Source organism: Paraburkholderia sp. J11-2 (assembly GCF_905220185.1).
Lineage (GTDB): Bacteria > Pseudomonadota > Gammaproteobacteria > Burkholderiales > Burkholderiaceae > Paraburkholderia.
In genome coordinates this window covers 1-404 of record NZ_CAJMYY010000118.1, presented here as the reverse complement: position 1 = coordinate 404, position 404 = coordinate 1, and the positions used below count along the sequence as shown (strand labels likewise).

Here is a 404-nt window from a genome sequence, read left to right as displayed (position 1 = left end):
GGCCGATACGATAGGCTCGCGTCAGCGTTGCCACATTCCAAAATCCGAAAGGCGTACCACGTCCGCGCGCCGCCTTCGGCTCATTCGAAGGAGCTGTCATGCAACCACGTCTGGACTTCTATCAGGCCAACCCGCTAGCCATCAAGGCGCTGCTCGCGCTGGAAGAGCGGATTGGAAAGAGTACGATTGAAAAGCCGCTGATCGAGCTTGTGCGCCTGCGCGCGTCACAGATCAACGGCTGCGCTTACTGTGTCGACATGCATACGAGCGACGCCCGCAAGAACGGCGAAACCGACCGCCGGCTGGCAACGCTGGTGACATGGAGAGAGGTGCCGTTTTTCACGCCACGCGAGCGCGCCGCGCTGGAATGGGTCGAGGCGGTCACGCTCGTTGCGCAGAGTCAT

The 404-nt window shown here is 61.4% G+C and carries 1 protein-coding gene; it reads left to right on the top strand.

The window, feature by feature from the left end; translation table 11 throughout:
• Positions 1–98: 98 nt before the first annotated feature.
• Positions 99–404: carboxymuconolactone decarboxylase family protein (locus U5A57_RS41405; protein ID WP_321918117.1), on the top strand; the 306-nt coding region annotated here is incomplete at its 3' end.